The sequence below is a fragment of the Streptomyces sp. NPDC015127 genome, assembly GCF_043080095.1.
In the GTDB taxonomy this organism is placed as follows: Bacteria; Actinomycetota; Actinomycetes; order Streptomycetales; family Streptomycetaceae; genus Streptomyces.
This window is the reverse complement of the sequence record NZ_JBIBVE010000007.1, coordinates 174,349-198,350: the sequence shown is the minus strand read 5'-3', so window position 1 is coordinate 198,350 and position 24,002 is coordinate 174,349. Positions and strand designations below refer to the sequence as shown.

Annotated in this window: 21 protein-coding genes and 1 pseudogene; 10 read left to right on the top strand and 12 right to left on the bottom strand. The window is 70.7% G+C overall.

What is annotated here, in order from left to right; all coding sequences use genetic code 11:
- Positions 1 to 136 precede the first annotated feature (136 nt).
- Together ACF08N_RS15995 and ACF08N_RS15990 are read right to left on the bottom strand one after the other, a co-directional pair.
- Positions 137 to 535 (bottom strand): nuclear transport factor 2 family protein, encoded by a 399-nt coding sequence (locus ACF08N_RS15995; protein WP_392325213.1) that lies wholly within the window; start codon positions 533 to 535, stop codon positions 137 to 139.
- 39 nt (positions 536 to 574) lie between these two features.
- On the bottom strand, positions 575 to 1,507 hold the full coding sequence (locus ACF08N_RS15990) for a formylglycine-generating enzyme family protein (protein ID WP_392325388.1): 933 nt from the start codon (positions 1,505 to 1,507) through the stop codon (positions 575 to 577).
- A 358-nt stretch (positions 1,508 to 1,865) separates the two neighbouring features.
- Here ACF08N_RS15990 and ACF08N_RS15985 point away from each other — a divergent pair, with 358 nt between their 5' ends.
- Entirely contained in the window at positions 1,866 to 3,989 is a 2,124-nt protein-coding gene (locus ACF08N_RS15985; protein WP_392325212.1) for a SpoIIE family protein phosphatase, read from the top strand.
- On the opposite strand, the gene tal is transcribed toward ACF08N_RS15985, so the two are convergent.
- The 7 genes from tal to ACF08N_RS15950 are packed head-to-tail and all read right to left on the bottom strand — an operon-like array spanning position 3,990 to position 10,761.
- A complete protein-coding gene (tal, locus tag ACF08N_RS15980) occupies positions 3,990 to 4,700 on the bottom strand; it encodes a transaldolase (RefSeq protein ID WP_392325211.1) in 711 nt (236 codons plus the stop codon).
- Positions 4,679 to 5,347, bottom strand: coding sequence for a transaldolase family protein (locus tag ACF08N_RS15975; RefSeq protein WP_392325210.1), 669 nt, complete (start codon positions 5,345 to 5,347; stop codon positions 4,679 to 4,681). Before ACF08N_RS15975 ends, tal begins: the two co-directional genes overlap by 22 nt.
- Before the next feature lie 8 nt (positions 5,348 to 5,355).
- Positions 5,356 to 5,835: a ribose-5-phosphate isomerase gene (locus ACF08N_RS15970; protein ID WP_392325209.1), complete on the bottom strand. Its 480-nt coding sequence runs from the start codon at positions 5,833 to 5,835 to the stop codon at positions 5,356 to 5,358.
- Positions 5,836 to 5,849: 14 nt separating this feature from the next.
- Positions 5,850 to 7,568: a dihydroxyacetone kinase family protein gene (locus ACF08N_RS15965; RefSeq protein WP_392325208.1), complete on the bottom strand. Its 1,719-nt coding sequence runs from the start codon at positions 7,566 to 7,568 to the stop codon at positions 5,850 to 5,852.
- A gap of 6 nt (positions 7,569 to 7,574) precedes the next feature.
- Positions 7,575 to 9,041 carry an FGGY family carbohydrate kinase gene (locus ACF08N_RS15960; RefSeq protein ID WP_392325207.1) on the bottom strand — a complete coding sequence of 489 codons (1,467 nt, stop codon included), beginning with the start codon at positions 9,039 to 9,041 and terminating at the stop codon, positions 7,575 to 7,577.
- Positions 9,038 to 10,090 carry a 2-hydroxyacid dehydrogenase gene (locus tag ACF08N_RS15955; protein WP_392325206.1) on the bottom strand — a complete coding sequence of 351 codons (1,053 nt, stop codon included), beginning with the start codon at positions 10,088 to 10,090 and terminating at the stop codon, positions 9,038 to 9,040. Before ACF08N_RS15955 ends, ACF08N_RS15960 begins: the two co-directional genes overlap by 4 nt.
- Positions 10,087 to 10,761 (bottom strand): HAD family hydrolase, encoded by a 675-nt coding sequence (locus ACF08N_RS15950; protein WP_392325205.1) that lies wholly within the window; start codon positions 10,759 to 10,761, stop codon positions 10,087 to 10,089. Before ACF08N_RS15950 ends, ACF08N_RS15955 begins: the two co-directional genes overlap by 4 nt.
- A 125-nt stretch (positions 10,762 to 10,886) precedes the next feature.
- Between ACF08N_RS15950 and ACF08N_RS15945 the strand changes: the two genes are divergently transcribed.
- The 9 genes from ACF08N_RS15945 (at position 10,887) to ACF08N_RS15905 (ending at position 20,491) form a co-directional block, all read left to right on the top strand.
- Positions 10,887 to 11,672, top strand: coding sequence for a DeoR/GlpR family DNA-binding transcription regulator (locus ACF08N_RS15945; protein ID WP_392325204.1), 786 nt, complete (start codon positions 10,887 to 10,889; stop codon positions 11,670 to 11,672).
- Between the two features lie 115 nt (positions 11,673 to 11,787).
- Positions 11,788 to 13,098 carry an MFS transporter gene (locus ACF08N_RS15940; protein WP_392325203.1) on the top strand — a complete coding sequence of 437 codons (1,311 nt, stop codon included), beginning with the start codon at positions 11,788 to 11,790 and terminating at the stop codon, positions 13,096 to 13,098.
- 299 nt (positions 13,099 to 13,397) lie between these two features.
- On the top strand, positions 13,398 to 13,958 hold the full coding sequence (locus tag ACF08N_RS15935; protein ID WP_392325202.1) for a hypothetical protein: 561 nt from the start codon (positions 13,398 to 13,400) through the stop codon (positions 13,956 to 13,958).
- Between the two features lie 27 nt (positions 13,959 to 13,985).
- Positions 13,986 to 14,519, top strand: coding sequence for a hypothetical protein (locus ACF08N_RS15930; protein ID WP_392325201.1), 534 nt, complete (start codon positions 13,986 to 13,988; stop codon positions 14,517 to 14,519).
- A gap of 570 nt (positions 14,520 to 15,089) precedes the next feature.
- Complete coding sequence (locus tag ACF08N_RS15925) at positions 15,090 to 17,150, top strand: phosphocholine-specific phospholipase C (RefSeq protein WP_392325200.1); 2,061 nt, start codon at positions 15,090 to 15,092, stop codon at positions 17,148 to 17,150.
- 17 nt (positions 17,151 to 17,167) lie between these two features.
- Positions 17,168 to 17,626, top strand: coding sequence for an SRPBCC domain-containing protein (locus tag ACF08N_RS15920; protein ID WP_392325199.1), 459 nt, complete (start codon positions 17,168 to 17,170; stop codon positions 17,624 to 17,626).
- Between the two features lie 101 nt (positions 17,627 to 17,727).
- Positions 17,728 to 17,862: a hypothetical protein gene (locus ACF08N_RS15915; protein ID WP_392325198.1), complete on the top strand. Its 135-nt coding sequence runs from the start codon at positions 17,728 to 17,730 to the stop codon at positions 17,860 to 17,862.
- A 119-nt stretch (positions 17,863 to 17,981) separates the two neighbouring features.
- A complete protein-coding gene (locus tag ACF08N_RS15910) occupies positions 17,982 to 19,634 on the top strand; it encodes an alpha/beta hydrolase (RefSeq protein ID WP_392325197.1) in 1,653 nt (550 codons plus the stop codon).
- Between the two features lie 311 nt (positions 19,635 to 19,945).
- Complete coding sequence (locus tag ACF08N_RS15905) at positions 19,946 to 20,491, top strand: DUF4232 domain-containing protein (RefSeq protein WP_392325196.1); 546 nt, start codon at positions 19,946 to 19,948, stop codon at positions 20,489 to 20,491.
- Between the two features lie 156 nt (positions 20,492 to 20,647).
- Here the strand turns inward: ACF08N_RS15905 and ACF08N_RS15900 are convergent, their stop codons facing one another.
- The 3 genes and pseudogenes from ACF08N_RS15900 to ACF08N_RS15890 form a co-directional block, all read right to left on the bottom strand.
- Positions 20,648 to 21,325 carry a hypothetical protein gene (locus tag ACF08N_RS15900; RefSeq protein WP_392325195.1) on the bottom strand — a complete coding sequence of 226 codons (678 nt, stop codon included), beginning with the start codon at positions 21,323 to 21,325 and terminating at the stop codon, positions 20,648 to 20,650.
- Positions 21,326 to 21,903: 578 nt separating this feature from the next.
- Positions 21,904 to 23,358 (bottom strand): hypothetical protein, encoded by a 1,455-nt coding sequence (locus ACF08N_RS15895; protein ID WP_392325194.1) that lies wholly within the window; start codon positions 23,356 to 23,358, stop codon positions 21,904 to 21,906.
- A 258-nt stretch (positions 23,359 to 23,616) separates the two neighbouring features.
- Positions 23,617 to 23,925, bottom strand: a pseudogene (locus ACF08N_RS15890) (hypothetical protein); the annotation flags it as partial.
- Positions 23,926 to 24,002: the final 77 nt, after the last annotated feature.

The window sequence follows — 24,002 nt, the reverse complement described above, 5'->3', positions numbered from 1 at the left end:
GACGCATGGGGCGCCCGGGAGAGCCGGCAGCCATGATCGAGTGTCACGGGGCGGGGCGTGCGATCGGCGCAGGAGCACGGTGGCGTCGCCCGAAAGGCGGCGTGGACGCCGCCGGGGCCCGGTCCGGCCGACAGCGCTACTCGGTCGCGGTGTCGGCGTGACGATGGGCCACCCTCCACTCGCCGCCCTCGCGGCGGTACACCTGCGTTGCCCGCAACGTGTACGTGCGCGGCTGTCCGTCCACGGAGGCGGAGGTGTGCTCGAGGCCGGCCGTATAGGCCATGTCGTCCACAACGTCGTACGCCTGCAAGTCGAACGCGTACGAGGTGCAGTCGGAGAAGCTCTTCCCGAGGGCGGTGAAGAGCCGGTCGAGCTCCTGCTGACCGTTGGCGTTGCGCCACGCGCCCAGGACGCTCACGGGCTCGTTGCGTGACCAGAGCGCCCGGCGGGGGGCCGCGTCGCCGTTGTGCAGCGCACGCTCCGCCTCGTACAGCGCGGTCCTGACCCACGTCAGGAAGTCGTCGCGGTCCGTCATGCCTTCATCATGCGTCAGCTCGGCCCTACGGGCCCTGCCTCAACAGCCGGCCGTGTCCGCGTCCCGTACGCACCGGAAACCCGTGTGGCCGCTGGAGCCGTCCGCCTCGCACGCCGTCCGGGCGGCGACCCGGTACCGGTTGCAGTACGACGCGTGGCACATGTGCGAGCCGCTCCTGATGACCTTCGCGCTCCCGGTGGAGGGGCCGCGAGGGCTGACCAGTGGCCGGCCGGGCGGATGCTCGGCGCTCCACCAGTCGGCGCACCACTCCCAGACGTTGCCCGCCATGTTGTGCAGGCTGTAGCCGTTGGGCGCGAAGGCGTCGACCGGGGCCGTACCCCGGTATCCGTCGTCCGCGGTGTTCTTGGCGGGGAAGCGTCCCCGCCAGATGTTGCAGCGGTGGTCGCCGTCCGGGTCCAGCTCGTCCCCCCACGGATAGCGTCGCTGCTCCAGACCGCCACGCGCGGCGTACTCCCACTCCGCCTCGGTGGGCAGCCTCTTGCCCGACCATCGGGCGTACGCCGAGGCGTCGTTCCAGGAGACGTGCACGACGGGGTGGCCGTCGCGCTCGCGCAGCGAACTGCCGGGCCCTTCCGGCCGGCGCCAGGACGCGCCCTCGACACCGCACCACCACGGTGTGGCGGGCGGGCGCGGCGAGCGGCGCCTCAGGTCGGCGGGCAGGAAACCGGCGAACACGTAGGACCAGCCGATGCGTTCGGCATCGGTGACGTATCCGGTGTCGTCGACGAAGGCGGCGAAGTGTTCGTTGCTCACGGCGTGGGCGTCGATGTGGAAGGGGGCGAGCCGCACCGCGCGGACCGGACCTTCGCCGTCGTCCGGGATGCTCTCCGCGTCGTCGGCGCCCATGAGGAACTCGCCGCCGGGCAGCAGGACCATCCCCGCCGACGAGCCGGCGGGCCGGGAGGAGATCCCGGCGACGGAACGGGGAGCCGCCCGACCGCTCGGCGGCATGCAGCAGCGGGCGGTGCCTTCGGGCAGGTGCACGACGTCCTCCTGGGTGACCGGTACGCGCGCATGGTGCTCGCCCGGTCCCGCGTTCGTCAATCGTCCTCCGCCTCAGCCGGCCTCCACCTCCGGGAACGGCACGGGCCTCCACCTCCGGATCCGAACGGGCACCGTGTCGGCCCGCCGCCACCCGGCCCCACCGGGCCGCTCTCGCAGGTGGGACAGCGTGCCGTCGCCTCCGTGTCGGCGTAACGTCCCCCTTGAGACGGGGGCCGGTACATCGGGTGGCGCGCGCCGCCGCCGCACAGGGCGGGTGAGGGGCGCCGGTACGGTCCACAGCGCCCTGCGACGCCGGAGGTGCCTCGTGACCAGCACGGGTGTTCCGGCCACCGGCGCCGAGCGGGTGGATGCCGCGGTCGCGGAGACGGTGCGCGGAACCGGTGCCACCATCGGCGCCCTGTATTTGCGCGCACCCGACGCGGACGTGCTCCGTCTGGAGGTGCTGTGCGGGGCGCCGGTCGAGTTCGCCGCCCCGTGGTCAAGAGTGCCGATCGCCTCCCCGGCGCCGGTGGCCGACGCCTTCCGTGAGAACCGCATGGTCTGGGTGGGCAGCCAGGAGGAACTGGTCCGCTTCTACCCCCGTACGGCAATGGCGCTGCCCTACCCCTTCGCGCTCGCCGCCGCGCCGGTCACCGGCGTACGGCGGTGGGGATCGCTGCTGCTGATGTGGCCGGCCACCCGTCCGCCCCACATGACGGGACGCGAGCGCGGCCACATCTCCGCCAGCTGCATGAAGGTGGCCCGGCTGCTGGAGGATGCCGTCGCGTCGGAGCACGCACCGGTCCCCGGCGAGACCCCTCGCGTCCTGCCCGTCGTGACCGGCCGCACGGCTGCCCGTCCGGGGCCGGCCGCCGCCGATTTCGCCGAGCGCCTGCCCGGCGGTTCCTGCGCGCTGGACCTGGAAGGGCGCATCACCTTTCTCAGCTCCGGGGGCGCCGAGCTCCTGGGGCGCGACGCCGATCACCTGCTGGGGACGCTGCCGTGGCGGTCGCTGCCGTGGCTCGACGACCCGACGTACGAGGACCGCTACCGGGCCGCCGTGATCAGCCGCGAGCCGGTCTCCTTCACCGCCTGCCGCCCCCCGGACCAGTGGCTGGACTTCCATCTCTACCCGGATGCCAGCGGTATCAGCGTCCGTATCGTGCCCACCGGCGGCGAGCCCCCGGCGTCCCCCGCGGCCCCGCTGCCGCCACGCACCGCCCCACCGGCGCGCGCGGGCCGGCTCTACCAGCTCATGCACCTGGCGGCCGCCCTGACCGAGGTCGTCGGCGTCCAGGACGTCGTCGATCTCATCGCCGACCAGATCATGCCCGCCTTCGGTGCCCAGGGCCTGGTGCTGTCCACCGCCGACGCCGGCCGGCTGCGGATCACCGGGCACCGCGGCTATCCCTCCCGTGTCATCGAACGCCTCGACGGGCTGCCGGTCGACACCAGCTTCACCCCCGCCGGACATGCGCTCACCAGCGGCATCCCCTCCTTCTTCTCGGACCCGCAGGAGATGCGGCGGATCTATCCCGAGGCCCCGGTGATCAGCGGCAAGCAGGCGTGGGCCTTCCTGCCGCTGATCATTTCCGGCCGCCCCGTCGGCTGCTGCGTCCTGTCCTACGAGCGGCCCCACGTGTTCTCGGCCGAGGAACGCGCCGTCATGACGTCGCTCGCCGGGCTGATCGCCCAGGCCCTGGACCGCGCCCGCCTGTACGACACCAAGCACCGGCTCGCCCACGGTCTCCAGCAGGCGCTGCTGCCGCACACCCTTCCCGAGATCCCCGGCCTGAACGTCGCGGCCCGCTACCTGCCCGCCACCCGCGGCATGGACATCGGCGGCGACTTCTACGACGTGATCCGGCTCGGCGACACCGCCGCCGCGGCCGTCATCGGCGACGTCCAGGGCCACAACGTCGCCGCCGCCGCTCTGATGGGACAGGTGCGTACCGGTGTGCACGCCCATGCCGCTCTCGGCACCTTCCCCGACGACGTGCTGTGCCGGACCAACCGGCTGCTCGGCGATCTCGACCCCGGTCTGTTCACCAGCTGTCTGTACGCCCATCTCGACTTCGCCGGGCGGCGTGTGCGTCTCGCCAGCGCCGGACATCCGCCGCCGCTGCTGCGCCTCCCCGACGGCCGGGCGTTCTCCGTCGATGTCCCGCCCGGTCCGCTCCTGGGGATCGATCCCGATGCCGGCTACCCCGTCACCGAGATCCCGCTCGTCCCGGGAATGCTGCTCGCCCTCTACACCGACGGCCTCGTCGAGACGCCGGGAACCGACATCGACGACTCCATCGCCGGCCTCGCGCGCTGTCTCGCCGCCGCGGACGACCAGGACCTGAACCTCCTCATCGACACCCTGCTGCGGGAGGCGGGCCCCACCCGGCAACGCCGGGACGACATCGCACTCCTCGTGCTGCAGACGAAAGGCCCGGACGCCTGATCACCGGCCCTGCAGGGCCGTGCGGATGTCGTGGGTGAGCTGCTGCCAGGAGTCCTGGAAGCGGGCCACGCCGTCCGTCTCCAGTTCGTCGGCGATCGCGGCGAGGTCGACGCCTTCGTCGGCCAGGGCGGCGAGGGTGCGGCGGGAGTCCTCGTACGTTCCGCGGATCGTGTCGCCGGCCGGCTCGCCGTGTCCGAGGACGGCGTCCAGGGTGGCGCGCGGCATGGTGTTGACGGTCCCGGATGCGACGAGACCGGTGACGTACCGGGTGGCGTCGTAGGCGGGGTCCTTGACTCCGGTGGAGGCCCACCGCGGGCGTTGCGGTCGGGCGCCTCGGGCGGCCAGGGCACGCCGGCGCGGGCCGGCCAGCACCGTCTCGTGGAGTGCGTACGCGAGCCGGGCGTTGGCCAGGGCCGCCTGCCCGCGCAGGGAACGCGCCGCCGCTGTGCCCGACTTGTCGAGCCGGGTGTCGACGGCGGCGTCGACGCGGGAGACGAAGAAGGACGCGACGGATGCGATGCGGGACAGGTCGTGCCCGGCCGCCGCGGCCAGTTCCAGCCCGGCCAGGTGGGCGTCGACGACCTGGCGGTAGCGCGCGGGGCCGAAGACGAGGGTCACGTTGACGCTGATGCCTTCGGCGAGCGCCGCGGTGACCGCGGGCAGTCCGGCGTCGGTCGCCGGGAGCTTGATCATGACGTTCGGCCGGTCCACCGCCCAGTGCAGCAGCCGGGCCTCGTCCAGCGTGCGGCGGGTGTCATGGGCGAGGGGGTGTCCGGTGGATCAGGGCCGGATAGGACGCGGCGTCTGGTGCATGGGGTTTCCCCAGGCCCGCAGGGCCTAGGGGACGCATCGCAAGGCGCCGGAGTGCCCTGATAGCGGAGCTGTCCGGGCATCTCGGCAACGCTGGGGGCACCTCCCGTGCCCGAAGGGCTACGGGGGAGAGGTGCCGTCGCCTGGGGGTACCCCCAGGCGAAGCCCTGGGGGAGCGTCGTGGCCCCGGCCAAGATCCGCCGGACACCCCCTAGGTGCGGGCTGACCTCGAGGGAGACCGTCCCGTCGCCTTCGGGTCCGTGCAGCGGGCGCAGCACGTCCGCCGCCCGGCGTACGTCGGCGCAGGTGAGGTGACGCAGCGCGGCCGTGGCGGGTACGGACAGCCGCCCCAGGGCGGCGAGCTGGTCCGTGTAGCAGGCGCTGCCCCTGATGGCCTGGCGGAAGATGGTCGGATTGGTGGTGACGCCGCGGATGAGGCCGCGCTCGACCAGGTGCTCCAGTTCCCCGCTGTCGAGAGCGTCGCGGCCGAGGTCGTCGAGCCACACGGAGGTGCCCGCGCGGGCGAGCCGGCGGATGGTGTCGTTCACGGGTGTGCTCACCTGGTCCGTTCGTAGCTGCCGATGGCCGCGACCTTGGCGGCGGACGCCGACTGCTCGTCGAAGCGCTGGTCGAGCCATTCGTCGACGAGGGTGCGGGCCAGCTCCAGGCCGATGACGCGCTGGCCGAAGCAGAGCACCTGGGCGTTGTTGCTGAGCACCGAGCGGCGCACGGAGTAGCTGTCGTGGGCGGTGACCGCGCGGACGCCGGGGACCTTGTTGGCGCTGATGGCGACGCCGAGTCCGGTGCCGCAGATCAGCAGGGCGCGGTCGGCGACGCCTTCGGCGACCAGCCGGGCGGCCTCGACGGCGACATGGGGATACGCGGTGTGCTGGTCGCCGCGGACGCCGACATCGGTGACGTCGGCGACCCGGGGGTCGGCCGCCAGATCGCGTGCCAGGGCTTCCTTGTAGTCGAGTCCGGCGTCGTCGGAGCCTATGACGAGGCGCAGCGGACGGTGGGGTCGGGCCGTGGTCATGACGGTGGTTCTCCTCAGGCGTCGGCCACGGCGCAGAGCACCATGGCGAGCGAGATCGCTCCGGGGTCGGGGCTGCCGATGCTGCGTTCGGCGAGGGGGCGGGCCCGGCCGATGCGGGGCCGCAGCCCGGCCGTGGCGTCGGCGGCGCTGCGGGCGCGGGCCGCCGCTTCGGCGAAGGCGGGGGCGGGCGGGGCGCCGGAGCCGAGGTGGCCGGTGAAGGCAGTCACGAAGGGGTGCAGGGCGTCGATGAGTGTCTTGTCGCCCGGTTCGGCCTTGCCGAGAGAGGTGACGGCGCTCAGCGCGGCCTCGGCCGCGGCGGCCAGCTCGTCCGCGCCGGCCGCCCGGTCGGCCGGCAGCCGGGCGCCGAACGCCCTCAGGGCGGCGCCCCACAGGGCCCCGGACGTGCCGCCCGCTTCCGCTGCCCACGCGTCGCCTGCCGCGGCGAGCAGCGGGGCGGGGGCGGCGCCTTCGGCGTGGGCGCGTTCGGCGGCGGCGAGGGCGGCGTCCACGCCCTTGCACATGCCCCGCCCGTGGTCGCCGTCGCCGGCGACGGCGTCGAGCCGGCCGAGGGTCTCCTCCTGTTCGTGGAGCACCGTGTGCGCGGCCCGCAGGGCGCGCACGGCCGCGTCCGACGTCCGCACACCGTGGCCGGTGGCGGCGGGTACGGGGGCGGGCGCGGCGGAGGCGCGGAGGCCGGGGGAACGCGGCTCGGCGGCCGGGTGGGTCTCCGGCGGTGCGAGGGAGCCCCTGCGGTGTGCGGGGGTGTCGGTCGGGGCGAGCCACAGCCGCTCCAGCTCGTCGTCGAGCCAGGTGACGGTGAGGGAGCAGCCGGCCATGTCGAGGCTGGTGACCAGCTCGCCGACCTCCGGTCGTACGAGGTCGAGCCCGGCGTCGGCGAGGAGTGCCGCGATCCGTCCCCACAGGACGTACAGCTCCTCGTACTTGGTGGCGCCGAGGCCGTTGAGGATGACAGCGGCCCGGGTCCCGGCGTCCGCGGGGCGTTCGGCGAGGACCCCGTCGACGAGGGTGCGGGCCAGGTCGTCGGCGCCGGTCAATTCCGTCTCGCTGACTCCTGGTTCGCCGTGGATGCCCAGGCCCAGGCCCAGCTTGCCGTCGGGGACGGTGAACAGCGGCCGGCGCTGCCCGGGCAGGGTGCAGCCGGCGAAGGCGACGCCGAGGGTGCGGGTGCGGGCGTTGGTCCGGTCGGCGACGCGGACCACCTCGTCGAGCGGGGCGCCCTCCTCGGCCGCGGCGGAGGCGGTCTTGAAGACGGTGAATCCGCCCGCGATGCCGCGGCGCCTCGCCGCGTCCTCGGCGGGCGCGGAGGCGATGTCGTCGGTGACGGCGAAGCAGCGCGCGGGGATGCCCTCGCTCTCCAGCCGCTGCGCGGCGAGGCCGAAGTTCATCACGTCTCCGGCGTAGTTGCCGAAGAGGAAGAGGACTCCGCCGCCGGTCTCGGCGGCGACGGCGACGGAGTGTGCGCGGTCGGCGGACGGCGAGGTGAAGACGTTGCCGATGACGGATCCGTCGGCGAAGCCGGGGCCGACCACGCCGCAGAAGGCCGGGTAGTGCCCGGAGCCGCCGCCGGTGATCACGGCCACCTTTCCGGCGCGGGGACGCACGGCGCGTACGACTCCGCCGGGGACGGCGCGTACGTGGGCGGGGTGGGCGGCGGCGAAACCGGCGACCATGTCGTCGGTGAACCGCGCCGGATCGTTGAACAGCCTGGTCATCGTCTGTCAGCTCTCCTCGGCCCAGCTCTCGCGGGCGGTGGTGACGGTGCGGAGGTAGGCGGCGTATCCGTGGTCGTAGTGGTCGACGGCGGCGGGATCGGGAAGCACCGGGCGGCAGCGGGCCCGCCACTGCTCGGTGTCGACGGTTTCGCCGAGCGCCTCCCAGGCGACGCGGGCGACGCCCCGGATGCCGACGGCGTCGTCGCACACGCGCAGTTCGGTGCCGAGGACGGCGGCGAAGATCTCGCTCCAGGCCCGGGACCGGGCGCCGCCGCCGCATGCGGCGACCGTGCCGGAGACGCCGAGGGTCTCGACGCAGTGCCGGGCGGAGTAGGCGACGGCCTCGCACAGGGCCCGGACGAGGTCGGCCCGTTCGGTCGTCGGTGACAGGCCGTCGAGGCGACCGCGGGCGCGTGCGTCGACAAAGGGCGCCCGCTCGCCGCTGGGCGAGAGGAACGGCAGCGCGGTGACGCCGCGGGCGCCGGGCGGTGAGCTGTCCAGCAGTCCGTCCAGCTCCTCGACCCGCACGCCGAGCATCCTGAGCAGCCAGTCGAGTCCCGCGGTGCCCACCATCGCGGGCATGACGCGCAGGTAGCGCCGCTCGTACGGGGTGGCCAGCAGCATGCCCGCGGGTTCCGGTCCCGGGGCGGGCGTGGGGTCGTCGGTGAGCACCTGGCAGGCGAGGGTGGTCCCGATGATGAGGCTGCCCTCGCCCGGCTCCGCGAGTCCGGAGCCGAATCCGCAGGCGGCGATGTCGAACGGGCCGGCGCAGACGGGGAGTCCGGCGGGCAGCCCCAGCTGCTCGGCGACCTCGGGGAGCAGCCGGAACAGGGTGCCGGGCGGGGCCGGTTCGGCCAGGAGCCTGCGGTGGGCGGTCAGGTCGCACAGGTCGATCGCACCCTCGTCGTACGTGCGGGTCGCGACGTCGAGGAAGGGCAGCGAGGCGTCCGAGGGGTCGACGGTGATCTCGCCGGTGAAGCGCTGGACGATGGCGTCCACGCAGTAGCCGGCGACGGCCGCGCGGGCGAGCCGCTCCGGTTCGTGCTTGGCCAGGTGGGCCAGGAGCGGTCCGGCCGATCCGGGGAACATCCCGCCTCCGGTGCGTCGGTGGACACCTGCGGCGACTCCGTCGGCGGTCCAGTCCTCCAGCACGCCGGAGGCGCGGCCGTCCAGCCAGGAGATGGCCCGGCCGACGCTGCGTCCCTCGGCGTCGCGCAGCCACAGACCGTCGCCCTGGCCCGTGACGGCCAGCGCCTCGATCGGTTCGGGGTCGTCGAGCCGTGCGGCGTCGGCGACGGCGGCCCGCACGACGGTGACCACGGTGCCGACGACCTCGTCCAGGTCCTGCTCGACGCGGTTGCCGGGCAGGGTGTGGACGGTGCTGCGGGCTTCGTGTGCGGGCGTGGTGCGTCCGTCGCGGCGGACGAGCTGGGCCTTGGTGACCGAGGTGCCGACATCGACCCCGATGATCATGAGCGCTTACCTCCCCCGAGAACCTCTGGGTTGGCGACGTACTTCAGCGGCTCGCCGCGCAGGAAGCGGGCGGCTTCCGCGGTCGAGATGGCGGCGGCCCGGTGGGCGGTCTGGCGGGTGGCGCCCGCGAGGTGGGGCGTGGTGATGACGTTGGGCGCGGTGTGCAGCGGCCAGTCGGCGGGCGGCGGTTCGATGTCGTAGACGTCGAGGGCAAGAGCGCCCAGCCGGCCGGACGCGAGCAGGGCGGGCAGAGGCCGGTGGTCGAGCAGGCCGCCGCGTGCGGAGTTGACGAGTACGGCGCCCTCGGGGAGCAGCTTCAGGTTGTCCTCGTTCAACAGGTGCCGGGTCTCGGGGGTGAGGCGCGCGTGCAGGCTCACCACGGTGCTGCGGCGCAGCAGGTCGTCGAGGTCCACCACCTCGACGCCGTCGGCCGCGGCCGCGGCGGGATCGGTGTAGGGGTCGGCGACCAGGACGTGGGAGCCGAAGGCACGCAGCACCCGGGCGACGATCGAGCCGATGGCGCCGTAGCCGACCAGTCCGACGGTGGTGCCGTCGAGTTCGATGCCCGCGTTGCCGTAGGCGTAGTAGTCGCCGCGCCAGATGTGGTTCTTCAGCTCGGCGTCGGCGGCGGGGATGCGGCGCAGCGCGGCGAGCATCAGGCCGATGGCGAACTCGGCGGCCGCGGCGGCGTTGCGGCCGGGTGCGTAGGACACCGTCACGCCCGCTTCGGTGGCGGCGGCGAGGTCCACGTTGACGGGGCCGCCGCGGCAGACGCTGATCAGCTTGAGGTCCGGGGCGTTCGCGATGACCTCGGCGGTGAAGGGCGCCATCTGGGTCACGGCTATCTCGGCGTCGCCGAGCGCGGCGAGCACGGCCTCCTCCGTGCCGCTGGCCTCGTCGACGCCGCCGACCGGTCCGAAGGGCCGCACCGGCCAGGGCGAGCGGAGGGTGCGGAATTCGAGCGGCGCGTCGGGGGCGGCGGCGCGCAGCCCGTCGACGAAGAGTTCGGGGGCGACGAACTCGTCGCCCGCTGCCAGGACCGTGGTCATGCCCGGTCACCTTCCTTGAGCTGGGTGAGCAGATGGCGGCGTACGGCGTCGTGGTCGGCGGCGATGTAACTCGCCCCTGCCAGGGCGTCCTCGGCCGGCGGGTACTGGGGGTTGGGGATGGCGACGACGGTCATCCCGGCCGCCGCCGCGGCGCGCAGGCCGTTGCTGGAGTCCTCTACGGCCAGGCAGTGGGCCGGCTGGATGCCGAGCCTGTCCGCGGCGGCGAGGTAGACGTCCGGGCTGGGCTTGCCGCGGGCCACTTCGGCGCTGGAGACGGTCGCCTTGAAGTGGTGGTCGATGCCGTGGTGCACGAGCACCGCGTCGATGATCCTGCGGGGTGCGGAGGAGGCGAGGGCGATGGGGCCTGCCGCGGCGGTCTGCGCGACCATGTCGCGGGCGCCGTCGAGGAGCCCGATCCGTCCGTGCTCCAGGGCCGCCACCATCCCGTCGACGACGTCGCGCTCGGTGTCCGCGGGGCTGTCGCCCGCGCCGGCGAAGGCGGTGAGGAACGCGGCCCACTCGGGCGCGCTCATGCCCTGGCACTGCCTGGTCTGCTCACCCGTCCACACGGCGCCTCGCTGGGCCGCGAAGGCGGTCCACAGCTCCTCCCAGAGGTGTTCGCTCTCGACGAGCACCCCGTCCATGTCAAACACCACTGCTTCGGCCACCATCGGCACTCCTTAACGTCGCGATAGCAGCAAATTAACATCATGACTGTTAGATGTCACTACCCACTTGGTAGATCTCTTTCGCCCTTCGTTACCCGGACACCGGACGCAGACGGCAGGATGTCCGTATGACCGCCCAGGGATCGCGCGCCACGCGCCAGAAGAGACAGCAGCAGATCGTCGAGCACGTGCTCGCGAAGGGGGACGCCAGCGCGGCCGAGCTGTCCGAGCTGACCGGCGTCAGCCTCATGACCGTGCACCGGGACATTGCCGAACTGGCGGACCGCGGCATTCTCCGCAAGTACCACGGAGGCGTGTCCGCGCAGCCGTCCACGGTCTTCGAGTCCAGCTCGGACTTCCGGCTGCACGCCCACGCGGCGGCCAAGAACGCCCTGGCCAGGGAGGCAATGTCGTTCATCACGCCGGGCATGTCGCTGATGCTCGACGACTCGACCAGCGCCCTGGCCCTGGCGAAGCTCCTTCCGCAGGTCGGCCCGCTGACCGTGGTGACCAACTACCGGCTGATCACCGAGGAGCTGCGGGACGCGGAGGACATCCGGCTGATCTGCATCGGCGGCGAGTACTCGCGGACCCATGACTCGTGGATCGGACTGCCGGCCCTCGAGATGGTCGGCAGCTTCTCCGTGGACCTCACGGTGCTGTCCACCTCGGCCATGACAGCGACGATGACCTACCACCAGGAACAGGAGATCGTGGCCATCAAGCGCGCGATGCGCGAGGCGGGAGCGGTCAGCGTGCTGCTGATGGACCACAGCAAGGTGGGCCGGAGCGCACTGCACCGGCTGGCCGGGGTGGAGCTCTACGACCACGTCCTGCTGGCCGCCCCGGTCGAGGACGGACTCCTCACGGCGATGCGCGAGCTGACCGACGTACGGGTCGTCACCGCGGAGTGAGTCACGGCGCCGTAACATCTATAGCGATATTTTTATCGCTGCTGTTGCTATTTATCTCGTCTCGGCTGAGGATCTGGCGGTGTAAGGACTGCATCCCCTCACAGTGGAGGCCGCCATGCCGGGACACACCGCGGAGAAGACGCTGCCGGACAGGTGGGGGCTGCCGAAGCCCCTCCTGTTCGGCTACATCGGAGTCCTGCTCTTCATGGTCGGCGACGGGGTGGAGATCGGTTTCCTCGCCCCGTACATGGCCGACCACGGAGCCGGCACGGACGTGCGGGCGGGGTACGTGTTCACCGCCTACGGCATCGCCGTGATGCTCGCGTCCTGGCTCTCCGGCGCACTGGCCGAGATCTGGGGACCGCGCCGGGTGATGTGGCTCGGCGGCGCGATCTGGGCCGTCTTCCACGCCCTGTTCCTGGTGGCGGCGCTGGGCACCGAGAACTACCCGCTCATGCTGGTGCTCTACGGCCTGCGCGGCTTCGGCTACCCCCTGTTCGCCTTCGGGTTCCTGGTGTGGATCACGGCGACCGCGCCGAAGGCACGGCTGGGCGCCGCCGTCGGATGGTTCTACTTCGCCTTCACGGGCGGGCTGCCGACGCTCGGCTCGCTGTGGGCCAGTGCGAGCATCCCCGCCCTCGGCGAGATGGGCACCCTCTGGTCGGCGCTCTTGCTGGTCACCGCGGGCGGACTCCTCGCCCTCGTCGGGGCCCGGGAGCGGGCCGGCGGTGACCGGCTGGCCCCGCCCGGGATGTCCGCCCGGGAGAGCCTGCGCACAAGTGTCTCCGTCGCCTGGACCCACCCCCGGGTGCTCGTGGGATGCCTGGTCCGGGTGATCAACACCGCGCCGATGTTCGGCATGCTGGTCTATCTGCCGCGCATCTTCTCCGACGAGTTCGGATTCGGCAGCACCCGCTGGCTCCAGCTGCTGGCGATCATCTTCGGCACCAACATCTTCTTCAACCTCGTCTTCGGCGCCCTCTCCGACCGGATCGGCTGGCGCACGACGATCGCCACCTTCGGCGCCCTCGGCTGCGCGGTCAGCTTCTGCCTGCTGTACTACCTGCCGGCTTGGCTCGGCTCCGACCACTACGGGATCGCCGTCCTCGCGGGCATGCTCTACGGCGCCACCCTCGCCGGCTTCGTGCCGATCTCGGCCCTCGTCCCCTCCATGGCCCCCGGGAACAAGGGCGGCGCGGTGGCGCTGCTCAACCTCGGCGCGGGCGGCGCGGCCTTCGTCGGCCCGGCTCTGGCCAGCCTCTTCCTCCCGCTGGCCGGAGCGGCCGGAGTGACGCTCGTCTTCGGGGGGCTCTACCTGGTCGCCATGCTCCTCACCCTGCTGCTGAGGCTTCCGGAGGAGGACGCGCCGGAGGGCGCCCCCGTGGCGGCGCAGGCGGGCCCGGAGCGGGCCGTCGGCGTCCGCTGAGCCTCCTCCGGCGCCCGGGCCACCCGCGGAGGGTGGCGCCCGGGCGCCGGAGGTCCGGTGGGCTCCGCCGGCCACTGGCGCTCGCCGCGCCCGTCACCGGGCGGCCGGTGACGGGCTGCGACCGGTTCGCGTCCGAGTCGACGGTGACGGCGCAACCCGCCTTGCCCGCCCATGAGGTTGTCGAAGAGGTCCCGGCCGGCCGGCATCGTCCACCGACCGGGACGTGACCTGTTTCGGCCGGGTGCCGGTGGGAACCAGCGCTCAACAGAGAGGCAAAACGGACAAGGGGGTCCGACCCGATGTCTACAGGCACACTTCTGGCGATCATCATCCCCATCGCGGTGGTGGTCGCCCTGATCGCACTGGCCGTGGCCCTGAACACGCGGCGACGCCGTCGTCTGCGTGACCGCTTCGGCCCCGAGTACGAACGTACCGTCGAGGACGCCGGGAGCCGGCGGGCCGCCGAGCACGATCTCAGCGCCCGCGAGAAGCGCCATGCGTCGCTCGAGATCCGGCCCCTGGCCGACAGTGCCCGGGACCGTTACGCCCGGGAATGGGTCGGCGTCCAGGAGGAGTTCGTGGACCGGCCGGTGGACGCCGTGCACGACGCGGACCGGCTCGTGACCTCTCTCATGCACGAGCGCGGCTATCCCACGGAGGGGTACGAGCAGCAGGTCAGAGACCTCTCCGTCGAGCACGGCCGCACGCTGGAGCACTACCGGGCCGCCCACGAGATCAACACGCTGAGCACAGCGCAGCGCGCCACCACCGAGCAGCTGCGAGGGGCCATGGTGCACTACCGGGCCCTGTTCGACGAGCTGCTCTCCGACGGAGATCAGGCCGGGCCCGCCCGTGCCTGATCCGTACGCAGTAGCGCGGGAGAGATCATGCGGCACAACGACCGGACAGACCCCGCCGCGAGCGGACTGACGACTGAGGACATCGCCCGGGGCGCCGGTGGCGGAGCGGGCGAAGGAGAGGATGCCGGACCGCCGGTCTACCCCGGTGAGGAAACCGACGACACCACTTTCACGGCCGACACCTCCGGCACGGTCACCCCGCCGGAGACGGGCGGCACGCCCACCGCGGCCGAGGGCGACACGGAGAGGACTCCTTCGGCCGAGGCCGGCGAGGCGGCCGGTGACGAAGGGCACGAGGAACTGATGGCACCCGAGGACAAGGAGAACTTCCGTACCCGCTGGCAGGCGATCCAGAACGACTTCGTCGACGATCCCCGTGAGGCCGTGCACTCGGCCGACTCGCTGGTCGCGGACGTCATGCAGGCCCTGGCCGCGACCTTCGCGGAACGCAGGGAGGGCCTCGAGCACCAGTGGAACCGGGGGGAGCAGGCCGACACCGAGAGCCTGCGCGTGGCGCTGCGCGAGTACCGCTCGTTCTTCAACCGGCTGCTCGCCACCTGACGGCGCCCCCGCCGGCGGATCGCCTGGATCCCCGACCACGAAGAAGGCTCCGGCCGGTCCCCCGGCCGGAGCCTTCTTTGTGGTCACGGCGGCCCCGGGGACCCCTGGAGGCACGGCCCTTCGCCGGTTCGGCCTGGAGCCCAGGAGCCCAGTATCGTCACGCGGTGCACGACCCGGCCGACGCGGGCGGGCCGCGGTGCGGACGGCGTGCTCGGCGGTCGGGACGGGCCCGCGGCCCGGAAGCGGGTGTCCCCCCGAGCCGGCGCGACGCAAGAGTCCATACGGCCCCGTGAAAAGTCCATCCCCTCGCCGCGCCATCTCTCCCATCCTTTGGTGTGTACATGCCCCCGGGCCCCGGCCCCCCACAGCTCCTTTCCTGGAGGCACACGTGCACCCATCGGATCCGTCTGCGCGGCCGCGCACGGCACGCGGCTGACCGCCAGGCTCACCATCCACGCCCCGTACAGCCACAGTTCCCCGGAACAGCAGACCCGGCCTCTTCCCTTCCCCTCGCCCCTCTTGGAGGATTCCGGTCGCTTCTGTTCCCCTACCCCCCAAGAGGCCTCACACATGCCTGACATCAACCGGCGCCGTTTTCTGCAGATAGCGGGCGCGACGGCCGGCTTCGCCGCACTGTCGAGCAGCATCGACCGCGCCGCGGCCATCCCCGCGGCGCGCAGCACCGGCACCCTCGAGGACGTCGAGCACATCGTGGTGCTGATGCAGGAGAACCGTTCGTTCGACCACTACTTCGGCGCGCTCAAGGGCGTGCGGGGCTTCGGCGATCCGCGCCCGGTGACGCTGCCCAGCGGCAAGTCCGTATGGCACCAGGCGGACGTGAACAAGAAGGTGACGCTGCCGTTCCACCCGACGGCCGACGATCTCGGGATGCAGTTCCTCCAGGGGCTCAACCACGACTGGGCGGGCGGCCACAAGGCGTTCAACAACGGCAAGTACGACCAGTGGGTGCCCGCCAAGACACCGACGACGATGGCGTACCTCAACCGGGACGACATCCCCTTCCACTACGCCCTCGCCGACAAGTTCACCGTCTGCGACGCGTACCACTGCTCGTTCATCGGGGCCACCGACCCCAACCGCTACTACATGTGGACGGGCTACACCGGCAACGACGGCGCGGGCGGCGGGCCCGTCCTCGGCAACGAGGAGGCGGGGTACGGCTGGAGGACGTATCCCGAACGGCTGGAACAGGCGGGGATCTCCTGGAAGATCTACCAGGACACCGGCGACGGCCTGGACGCCGCGGGCCACTGGGGCTGGATCAGCGACGCCTACCGCGGCAATTACGGCGACAACTCGCTCCTGTACTTCAACCAGTACCGCAACGCCCAGCCCGGCAACCCGCTCTACGACAAGGCCCGCACCGGCACCGACGTCAGGTACGGCGACGGGTACTTCGACGGCCTCAAGGCCGACGTGCAGGCCGGCCGGCTCCCCCAGATCTCCTGGATCGCCGCCCCCGAGGCCTTCACCGAGCACTCCAACTTCCCCTCGAACTACGGTGCTTGGTACATCGCGGGCGTACTGGACGCGCTGACGTCCGACCCCGCGGTGTGGAGCAGGACGGCTCTGTTCATCACCTACGACGAGAACGACGGCTTCTTCGACCACATCGTGCCCCCGTACCCGCCGGCGTCCGCGGCGCAGGGCAAATCCACCGCGGACACCTCCACCGAGTACTACGCGGGCGGCACCTCGTACGCCGCGGGCAACTACGGCCTCGGTCCGCGCGTGCCGATGATCGTCGTCTCCCCCTGGAGCACCGGCGGCTACGTGTGCTCCGAGGTCTTCGACCACACCTCGATCATCCGCTTCATGGAGCGCCGATTCGGTGTGACCGAGCCCAACATCTCCCCCTGGCGCCGCGCGATCTGCGGCGACCTGACCTCGGCCTTCGACTTCGGCGCCACCGACACCACCCCGGTGACTCTGCCCGACACGTCGGCCTACGAGCCGCCGGACCACGAGCGCCACCCCGACTACCGGCCCACCCCGCCCGCCGTGGGCAGCATGCCGGCGCAGGAGCCCGGCGCCCGCCCCACCCGGCCGTTGCCCTACGCGCCCTACGTCGACAGTGCCGTCAACACGGCCGACGGCCGCATCGCCCTCACCTTCGCTCCGGGTGCGGCGGCCGGAGCGCAGTTCTACGTCACCTCGCCGAACCGCACCGACGCCCCGTGGACGTATACCGCTCAGGCGGGCAAGGAAGTCTCCGACACCTGGAACTCCGCCTACTCCAAGGGCACGCACCACCTCACCGTGCACGGCCCGAACGGCTTCCTGCGCACCTTCAGGAGCGCGGCGAAGACCGTGGCTCCCGAGGTGAGGGCCCGCCACAACGGCGGTACGGGAAACCTCGATCTGACCCTGACCAACCCCGGTACCACGACCGCGCGACTCACCGTCACCAACGCCTACGGCGGCGGGGCCCGGACCCTCTCCCTGCCCGCCGGGGCCTCGCTGACGCACACGGTGGACCTGAGCGGCACCGGTCGCTGGTACGACGTGTCGGTGGTCTGCGACACGGACGCCACGTTCCTGCGCCGCTTCGCCGGTCACGTGGAGACCGGCACCCCGGGGGTGAGCGATCCGGCGATCCGAACCACCTGAGCCCTAAACTGCCCGGCGTGTACACGACGCAGATCTCCCGTCACATCAGGGCGCCGCGCTCTGTCGTCTACCGGGCCCTTCTCGATGCGGCGGCACTCGCCACATGGCGGGTGCCCGCCGGCATGAGCAGCGAGGTGCACGAGTTCGACGCCCGTGAGGGCGGCGCGTTCCGCATCTCGCTCACGTACGAGGGACCGGGCGGCATCGGGAAGTCGGGGGCGCTCACGGACACGTACCACGGGCGCTTCGTCCGGCTGGTGCCGGACGAGCGCGTCGTCGAGGTCTTCGAGTTCGAGACCGCCGATCCCGCGCTGCGCGGCGAGATGACGATGACGACGACGCTCACCGACGCGGACGGCGGCACCGATGTGCTCGTCGTCCACGAGGGGGTCCCCGACGGCGTGCCGGCCGCCGACAACGAGACGGGCATGCGCATGGCCCTGGACAACCTGGCCCGGTTCGTCGAGGAGGACTAGGCCCTGCCTCGCAGATCCGCGTGCGAGATCGTCGTGCTCGTGATCGAGCCCTGGCCTTCGTGACCAACACCGGCGAGCGATGGTGGTGTTGAGAGGACGCCGTGCCGCTTGAGGAAGCGTTCAGGATCGTCGACCACATCGTCAGCAAGGGCTCCTGGCCCACGGACGCGCGCTGGGGTGGTCGATCGCTGACCGAGCAGACCATCGTCGGCTCGGCCCCGTACTCCTACCTCTGACCCCAGCCGCAAAGCAGCGGTCAGGGTTGCCCCCGGCGGGGATGCGTAATCAGTGCTGTCTGCCACCCGAACGGACGCGATGCCGTGCGTCCCCGGCGGGGCTGCCAGAGGGTGAGGCCATGCCCCCAATACGAGCGATATCCGCTGCTGCCCTGCTGTCCACCGCCACACTGCTCTCCTGCTCCCTGACGGCCTGCAGCCCGGCAGCACAGGACGGCAACCAAGGCGGGCGGGGCGGCACAGCAACCGACGCACAAGACAAAGGCCGGTTCTGGCAGCAGTCCCTGGACTGGAAGGACTGCCCAGCCCCCTCACCCATCCAGGGCGGCGGCGAGGCGCCCGGCCCCCTGCCGGACGGCACCCGGTGGCAGTGCACCACCATGCAGGCGCCGCTGGACTGGAAGAAGCCCTCCGGGGAGTCGATAGACATCGCGCTGATCCGGGCCCGCTCCAGCGGTGACGCCGACGACCGGATCGGTTCGCTGCTCTTCAACTTCGGCGGCCCCGGGGAATCGGGAGTCGCCACCCTGCCCGCCCTCGCCCCCGACTACGAGAAGCTCCGCTCCCGGTACGACCTGGTCAGCTTCGACCCGCGCGGCGTCGGCAACAGCCGGGGCGTGCGCTGCCTTGACGCCGGCGCCGCCAACGAGGACGAGGACGAGGTGGACGACACCCCCGACGACGGCGGCGACGAGACCGATGCGCTGGTCGAGTTCAACCGGGAGATGGCGGCGGCGTGCAAGAAGAACTCCGGCGACATACTCCCGCACGTCGGCACCACGGAGGCCGCCCAGGACATGGACCTGATGCGGCACGTCCTCGGCGACAAGAAGCTCCACTACTTCGGGATCTCGTACGGCACCCAGCTCGGCGGCGTGTACGCCCACCTGTTCCCCAAGAACGTCGGCCGGGCCGTTCTGGACGGCGTCGTCGACCCCACCCGGAACACGATGGAGGAAACCCTCGGGCAGGCCGGAGGGTTCCAGCTCGCCTTCGAGCACTTTGCCGCATGGTGCGCCGAGCAGGGCTGCACACTCGGCGACAACGCCGAGGAGATCGTGGACACCACCGTGGAACTCGAGGCCGACCTCGACGACGCTCCGCTCCCCACCTCGGACGGAAACGAGCTCGACGGCAACACGCTCATCGGCGCCATCAGCGGTGCGCTCTACAAGCAGGAGTACTGGCCCGCCCTCCTCGTGGGCCTCGAAGCGGCCACCGTCGGCAACGGCGACATCATGCTGGACCTGGCGGAGGAGCTGGGACAGCGCGGCTCCGGCGGCGACGGGGACGCCGATGGCGAAACCGCCGGCAACGACAACGAGAGCAACGAGGACGACGCTTTCAGGGCCATCACCTGCGACGACTCCAGCGACCGCTACACCGTGGCGGACGTGGAGGAGAAGATGCCCGAGTTCGTCGAGACGTCACTCCTGTTCGGGCCCACCCTGGCGTGGAGCACACTCGCGTGCGACGGCTGGCCGGTGCCGGGAGAGGCCGAACACCCCGAGGTGAGCGCGCCGGGCGCGCCGCCGGTCCTGCTGGTCGGCAACACCGGAGACCCCGCCACCCCCTACGAGGGCGCCGCCCGCATGGCGGAGCAACTCGGCAAGGGCGTGGGCTTCGAGCTCACCTACAAGGGCGAAGGCCACGGCGCCTACAACAGCGGGAACGCGTGCGTGCAGAGCGCCGTCAACTCGTATCTGCTCGACGGGAAGCTCCCGAAGAGCGGCGCGGTGTGCGAGGCGGAGCCGCTGCCCGAAGGCAAGTAGCCCTGGCACGGCGGTCTCGCGGTGCCCAGTCGTCGGGATTTCGGTCGGTGCCGCCGTCGTAGACATCGACGTTGTGACTCCGTCCTGAGATCGACGTGTCGGCTATGCCCACGTTCTGGAAGACGTGCCCTATGCGGATGCCATCTCAGCCACGTCGGGCACCTGCCGCACAGAGGGTGACGATTCAACCAACTGAGGATGTGCGGAGCGCGGCAATCCCGGATACTCATCAGACGACAACGCGTGGCACAGGCTCCCTGTATCGGACATCCAACCGCACTGCTCGGAGCTCCTACGCTTGGAGGTGGAACATGGTGCATGTCCATGTACGCGCGGCGGCCGTCGTGTCCGCCGGCATCCTGACCATCACCTCGGCCCCGGCCTTGGCCGCCAATCAGCTGCCGGCTGTGCAAGAGGTTCCCTGCCGGACCAGCAACCTGGCCCTGGACTGGACGTCCGGCGGGACGGCCAAGCCCGGCGGCACGAATACCGAAGAGCAGATGAACGCCTTCGTAGCGGTGAAGAACACCGGATCCGGCGCATGCACCCTGCGAGGCTACCCAAAGGTGACCCTGAAGATGGGCACGGAAACCGAGGGTGTGCAAACCGAGACGTTCTTCCCCCAGACCTCGGAAAAGCCGAAGACCGTCAAGCTCAACTCAGGTGAAACCGCCCGGCTCACTGTGACCTTCCTCTCCGGGAAGGCGAGCGACGACAACATCATCGACCCAGGGGAGGCGGACATCACTCCGCCCGGTAACACCGAGGCCAGGGAACTGCGTTGGTTGTGGGGACCGGTCCAAAAGCAGGAAGCGGCCACGCACCCAGGCAACTACGTCAGCCCCGTATTCCGCTGACAGCCTGACTCAAATCGCTGCCGAGAGGCCAGGTCGATCAGCGCCAACCGCGATGCATCCCACGGGTCCCCACCTTCCCGGTGCGGGCCCGTGGGTCCGTTTCGTTCCGATCACCCGATCGTTGCCCTTGAGGGCCTCGCGCGCTCCGCTTCGCCCTCAGTCTCTCGGAACGTACACCCCACAGGTAGAGAACGGCTCTTGTTGCACGCATTCGAATAGTGCACTCCAGCGGCCACCGCTCTGGGCTGCCTCGGCCACCGTCGTACCGCACGCCGAATCAGAAAGACCCCAGAGGGATCCCTCTCGCCAACCCACCTCACGGGTACGGTTGTTGATCGTGTCGACACAGGCCGCGGGCGCCTTGCGACGCTTGACTTCTTCGATGAATTCCAGGTACTCGGGATTCCGAAGCGAGGCGGTCCGCTGGTCCAGCTTTCTCTTTGCCTCGCTCCGCTCCTCCGGTGTCGCCCTCCGGTCATGGATTCTCGCCAGCGCGTTGCTGGTCTCCTCCACGGTCTGCTGGATCTTGAATCGATCCTTCGGATCCCGCGGCCTGGCCGTCGGGTGCTGGAGAGCCGTCACTGCCTTCATGGTCCACTGCACGTGGTCCAGGAACTGCGCCCTCTCGTCGGGCAGCAGGTTCGGGGCGTTCTCCACCGCCTCGGTCATCCCCTGCGCGATGCTCCTGAACGTGGCCCGCTCCATCGGCGGCGTCTGCGGGTTCTCCGCCGTTTCCAGTGTCTTGATGATCCCGTCCACGATCGTCCCGTACGCGGCCCGCTCCATCGGCGGCGTATTCGGGGCAGCCATGACATCCAGCGTGCTGGTCAGCACCGTGTTCAGCTTCTCCTTCAGCTCCTCCGGTGCCTTCAGTTCCGTTATCGCATCCCCCAGTTCCTCCTTCAGCTCCGCAGGATCTGCTGGTGCGGCCGGCGGCGGTGGCGGCGCCTCAGGCGGGGATTCACGTGGGGATTCAGGTGGGGACCCAGGTGGCGGCTCAGGCGGGGGCTGCGGCTCCGGCGGCGGTGGCTCAGGCGGCGGTGGCTCAGGCGGCGGTGGCTCAGGCGGCGGTGGCGGTGGCGGTGGCGGTGTGGGTTGGCCAGGCACCGCATTCGTGGCGTGAGCGAGGGCATCAGGCTCTGCCGCAGCCGTGGCCAGACCCGCTGGAAGGACGAGCGCGGCAGTCAAACAGGGCACGCCGAGCAGGCGAGAGATGTGTGGCCTCGGGCTTTTGGCCATGACGGTTCCAGGTGCGCTTGGGAGATTTGGCCCTTGAGGCGGCGCAGGGTCACCGGAGATCCACTGGTGTTACAGGACAACTCTTCGCCCCCTCAAGGCATCCTGCAACCCGGCGAGATGGGCTGTGGCGGAGCACAGCGACCATCCCGCTCCCGGCGACCGGCCCACCGGAGTCACTTCACCAGTTCAGCAAAAGGCACAACCGCCTGCGCATCAACGGTAAGGACGCCATACCTTTCCCTTTCCCTTTTGTTCTCCTTTTCGGCACCGACGACGCCACGCGGGGCAACTTTCGGCACGAAATCGAGCGACGATGATACGAATGTGGCAGAATATGAGTCATCGTGAGTCACACTCCAGATGGACGTGACATACACCGGCCGACGCGTGACGTTGATGAGATTATTGTTGTGGCGAATCGGGGCACGATAGGTGACATACTCCCCACATTTAGCAGGGGGACAGTAGAAGTCTCCTTCTTTGTTTTTCCACGAAGGGTGCGGGACAAGGAGCTCGTCCAGATCCACCTTGCCTCGGTCCTTTCTCATCAGTTCGACCGTGAGATCAGCCTGTATCGCGTCGAACCCGGCGTACCTGGGCAGCTGCACCAGCTTCTCCTCACGGTATTCCTCTCCTGGCTCGAGCCACGCGCCGGGCCCATAAAACAATCCGGCGCTCAGAGCGTACTTTTGGGGAATACGGCTGTAACGCGCTACGTCATCTCCACCCTCCATGGCCTTCTTTCGCTCCTTCAGCCCCCCGGTTCCTTCGGAAAAGTCGCCCAGGAGTCCGTGAACCGAATAGTTGTCGTTGATAATGTACGCCGGGACCTTCCCGGTGTTCTTTACCTCAAGGGCCAGCGGGAGGTGAATGATGTCGAGTCCGGGATCGATCCGCGGCGTGCCGAATTCGGCCTTCAGACGGAAGAGGGCGGGAGAGGAGGTAGGCTGATACATGGTGGAATAGGCGAAGTTCACACCAGCCAGGAGTGTGGTGGCAGCCACCCCTGCCGCAAACCTCTTGGGGTAGGGGGTTCCCCTCCACGCTTTTTCCCGTATGAGCAGCCAGAGCGCCCACAAGGACCAGCACCAGAGGGGGAAGTACGCAAACAGATAACGCGTGTACTCTCTTTCCTGGAGCCACAGGAACAGCAGGAGACTGTTGGTGGCCAGAGCGATGAGCGTCCCGATCAGGACGATGGCTCCGGAGATGTGCAACTGCCGCTTTCCCCAGAAGTCGAGCACCGCGAGTGCGGCCACACCCGCGACGCCGCCCAAGAGTACGAAGAGAAAGCCGGTGATCCTTCCGGCGAAAGTGAGCGCGCCGACGGCATCCGGGCTCCCGACAACGGCCAGCAGAAGCATGGATCCGAACAGCCCCGTCATCATCAGCGCCATGGTCGTGCGTCTTCGCCATACGCGGTCGGGCCACGTTCCGCTGTCTGCCTCGCGCCAATAGACGGACTTCCGGTCTTCGACATCCATGTCCCGGGGATAACCAATGTGACTGAGGACTTTTCGCAGATCGTGCAGCGACCACGCGCTGCCCACTTTCGTGCCGCCGATCGCGATTTCGCGTAGCCCGCGGCTGTCCGGTGGCCCGACGATCACCTTGGGTCTGCTCGTCATGGCATCAGGCTCAGGGCTGCGCCTGTTACCCGCAAACGAGGGTTGCTCCGTTCGCCGCCACAGCCCGTTCCTGCCTCAGGCCCGTGTTGCCAGGCGCAAGGGGGCGACCGTCTTCCTCGCGCGCCCCACATGCCGGCGTCGAAGACGCCGGAACGCGCGCCTCACTGTCCTCGCGCCCCGCGGAACAACCAACTGCCGTGACCGAGCCGATTCTGCGCGTCCCGGCCCCGTGCCGCGGCGGCTAAGTCAAGGGATTCGCACGCTCCGCCAGGGCTGTTCGGCACCGGCGCGGGTGAAGTACGCGATCCAGTCGGCGGCCCGGCGCGGATCGCCCAGCGCGGTGGGCCAGTTGTCCTCCGTGACGCGGGCGACAGGGGCGGGGAACTGCTCCAGCTTGTGCGCGTAGAGATCCAGCCACCGGTGCACGGCGCGGGGCTGTCCGTGCGCGGCCAGCGCCTCAACCACCATGGGGGCGTGGTTGGTGAGGCGCCCGAGCCGCTCGGGGCCCGAGGCGTGCAGCCGTTCCAGCGCTTCGTCGAGCGCGCCGTTCGTCTCCTCCGTATGCATGCGGGGAACGCTATGCGGATCGGTGCGGCTGCGTATCGGGCCGGGGAACGAAGCCGGGTGCGGCCGGTCCTACGACC